This is a genomic window from Parasediminibacterium schistidii, assembly GCF_046546515.1.
Lineage (GTDB): Bacteria > Bacteroidota > Bacteroidia > Chitinophagales > Chitinophagaceae > Parasediminibacterium.
Genome location: NZ_JBKHKJ010000074.1, coordinates 1 through 3,543 on the forward strand (window position 1 = coordinate 1; position 3,543 = coordinate 3,543).

Genomic DNA, 3,543 nt, shown 5'->3' on the forward strand with positions numbered 1-3,543 from the left:
GCGGCTACTTCCGTGGAACCGTACACTTGCAAAAACTGATTACAAAAGATAGTCGCAGAAAGTTTTGCAGACAAGACCTAACCCACAAAATGACCATGGTTCACAGCAAAATGTGTGAAATCGGGCAGCAAAACAGCTTTTTGGAAAACCTCGTGGGACAACCCCTAGACCACAAAATGACCACGGTTCACAGCAAAAAGGGGAATGCCAGACAGCAAAATAGAGTTTGAAAAACCTCGCGGGACAAGACCTAACCCATAAAATGACCACGGTTTATAGCAACAAGGGAAATCCCGGGCAGCAAAATAGAGGTCGAAAAGTTTGGTGGGGGCAGTACGCAATCGACAAACAAAACAAGTGTGTGAAATTTATAAAAAACTTACCTTTGTAACGAATACGCACTTGATGCAATGACTAATGTGCCAAGAGTTTCGTTGTAGTTCTTTTTTTACTAATATTAAAATAGTTGAAGCCCAAAAATATAGATTTGCTTTTATGGCCATAAAACATGCATTTTATAAGCACAAAATACGCATAAAATGCGCACAAAATAGGCATAAAATAGGCATAAAATAAGCACAAATCACTCACAAAATTTTGATGATATTGTTGATAATCAATGGTTTACAACGGAGAGGACGATTTTTGAAAAACACACAAACAAGAAAAAAGACCTAAAATCGGCAAAACTGAAACTATTTTAATAAAAACACCAACAATATGGATATTGTGAAAAATACGCAAGTGTCCTCGTTTTGGCTTGCTCCTGCCGTTGGTTACAGCTAGACCCAAAGCGGATGGACAGAAGCGAAAGGAAGCAGCAGCTAACATCCGTATTTGCGATATGGCTGGCTGGACGGAACAAACTCGGCTTTTAGCCCTTCTTTAAACTTTTGTTCCGGCAGACCCAACAATATTGGGCAGTAGGTTATATATTTGGGCTTTAGAAGCAGGTATTTGGCTTTTGTTGTCGGCTGACCCGGCGCTATTTTCAGCCACATCCCAAATACCGACTCGTTGTGGGCAATTGTAACTTACCCTAATTTTCGCAAAAATTATTAATTTATGAGACAATACATTTCAATTTTACTTTGGTTGACAATACTGTTGTCTTGCCAAGAAAACTCAAATAAAGAGAAGGAACTTGAACTAAAACAAAAAGAACTTGAGTTGAAAGAAAAGGAATTAGGACTTAACAAAAAAGATACTTCAAAGCACGTTACAAGTAACATTTCAACAAATAAGCCAAGTGAAATTGAAGATTTGCCTAAAGCAAAAGTTTCTTTAACACGAGCGACAAAAGTTACGCTTAAATGTGATGGCTCTAATGCCCCAAATGGTAATCATCCATTAATTGATTTGTATTGTGGTGCATTAGGACAAAAGCCAATTGAAATCTATATAACTTCTGTGGACTTGCCAGCTAAAGAAGTTGCAGGTTACTCAATAGTCGGAGGAAGCAGAACAAATTTCAAAGGTAGCTTTACGACAAGTAATCACAAAGCAGCAAGTCATCAAGCAGACAATGTTGTAGATGTTGCAAGCACAATTTATAAATTGATTTTAAAAGAACCTTCACAAGCAAATAGAAATGGAGTTTTCTCAATAGACATTGATATTAGTGATGTTGGAAGGAGTGGCTATGGAACTTGGACTTCTTATGATGGAATGTTGTATCGTGAAATAAAAATAATCGACCGACTGAACGACTTATAACCAATCATAAATTACTTCAAGACATAAAGCGATAATTCATAGTTAAACGTAAAAAGCAATTTTGTAAGACTTTACTAAAACTCACCAGGAAAGCCGAAAACTGCATTTTGAAAGAGTAGGCAACGAAAATTTTTTAATAATGAAAAATATTTTAAAGACCCTATTTTGCATTGTATGTTTTTTTGTATCTGTCACTTCAATTCAAGCACAGAAAAAAAGTAGCACTAAAACTAAAAATTTGACACTTGTATTGAAAAGTGTTTGCTGCAATAGATACTGTTCTCTTGAATTTACAGATAAAAGCACTGGAAAAGTGTATACTTTTATTGATGGTGCTAGAACAGGTTCATCTGGTTTTGATGAAAAAAATGAAGGTTTATGGAAAAAAGCTACAACAGAGATTTTTAATTCAGAATACCCAAACTGTTTAGACGAAGATTCCAAAGTAAAAAGTAAGTTTATTGGCAAATCATATAAAGTGACACTTATTTACTACAATAAAGACACAGATTGGCAAATAAAAAGTTTACAAAGAATTGACTAAATTGAAACGAATAACTGCCCACAACATCCGTATTTGCAATATGGCTGGCTTGACGGAACTCACTCGGCTTTTTGTCCTTCTTTAAACTTTTGTTCCGGCAGACCCAACAATATTGGGCAGTAGGTTATATATTTGAACGTTAAGAGCAGGTATTTGGCTTTTGTTATCGGCTGACCCAGCGCTATTTTCAGCCACATCAGCAAATACCTGCTCGTTAGCGGTCAGGCGCAGACACACCCCGCATTTTAAAAGACTAATGATAAGAGCGATATGAAGGAAGGTGATATAAAAAATCTTTGGCAAGTACCAAAATATTTGCCCTATGTTCAACCAAATTTGACTGATGATATTATAGCCAACGCTGAAAAAAAGATAGGCTATAAGCTGCCAAAAGAATATGTTGACATTTTAAAAATTCAAAATGGAGGCTACATACGTTTTACATTACCTGAAACATTAAATGAACAAATTTATGGGATTGGTTCATTTTTCCCTTCTTTAACTGACTACGATTGGACTGACTATGAGGGTGCTGTTTGTTTTGAACTTTCTGGACTTGTTCCGTTTGACGGTGACGGACATTGGTATCTATGTTTAGATTACAGGCATAATAACACACAGCCAGAAATTACATTTATTGACACAGAATCCGACTACGAGAAACCAATCGCAAAAACCTTTCAAGAATATCTCAAATTACTTGAAATTGACACAGAAAATGAATTTATCATTGAAACAAATTTTACAATTGAAGAGTTAGTGTCGAAAATTTCAAGAATAGCGGACATTAAATTTGAAGATCCTGACAGTTTTACTTACGGTTATCCAATCTATAGAAGCAAATACCGTGATAGCTGGGTTTGGATAAGCCCCAATATAGTACCAAGCGGATTTATCAGAGAAAGTGATGACAGATATGAAGAATTGAAATCGCAAATGTTGCCGATGTCATTAAGGTATCCTGAAATTTCCAGCGACTTTATTTTTATTAATGTCTCCGACGATTTGCAAAGACAAAAGTTGTTTGACATTTTGACAAAACAAGGCATTAAAATCAGGGAGGCAAAAACTTACTTTGAGTGAAGCCCGAACCGCTAACATTGGTATTGCCGCAAGCAGGGCGTGACGGAATAAACTTCATCTTTTTCTTTGCTATTTGGCTTTAGCTCCAGTGTAACGTTATATATTTGGCTATGGGAAAGATCATTAAGCAATATTGCAATCATTGGGCTTCGGTTCCGGGCTGACCCACCGCTATGCCCCTGCCTGCAGGCAATACCTTG

General features: G+C 36.5%; 5 protein-coding genes. 4 read left to right on the forward strand and 1 reads right to left on the reverse strand.

Features of this window, described 5'->3' with window-relative positions; genetic code table 11:
- From ACHFIY_RS19125 to ACHFIY_RS19140, 4 genes are all read left to right on the forward strand, one after another.
- On the forward strand, positions 1 to 230 hold a 230-nt coding region (locus ACHFIY_RS19125; protein ID WP_410847733.1), incomplete at its 5' end, for a hypothetical protein.
- An 835-nt stretch (positions 231 to 1,065) separates the two neighbouring features.
- Positions 1,066 to 1,716: a hypothetical protein gene (locus ACHFIY_RS19130; RefSeq protein ID WP_410847734.1), complete on the forward strand. Its 651-nt coding sequence runs from the start codon at positions 1,066 to 1,068 to the stop codon at positions 1,714 to 1,716.
- A gap of 139 nt (positions 1,717 to 1,855) precedes the next feature.
- Entirely contained in the window at positions 1,856 to 2,260 is a 405-nt protein-coding gene (locus ACHFIY_RS19135) for a hypothetical protein (RefSeq protein ID WP_410847735.1), read from the forward strand.
- 270 nt (positions 2,261 to 2,530) lie between these two features.
- Complete coding sequence (locus ACHFIY_RS19140) at positions 2,531 to 3,343, forward strand: SMI1/KNR4 family protein (protein ID WP_410847736.1); 813 nt, start codon at positions 2,531 to 2,533, stop codon at positions 3,341 to 3,343.
- Positions 3,344 to 3,354: 11 nt separating this feature from the next.
- Here ACHFIY_RS19140 and ACHFIY_RS19145 read toward each other — a convergent pair.
- Positions 3,355 to 3,543 (reverse strand): hypothetical protein (locus ACHFIY_RS19145; protein ID WP_410847737.1); only part of this gene is annotated, 189 nt, incomplete at its 5' end.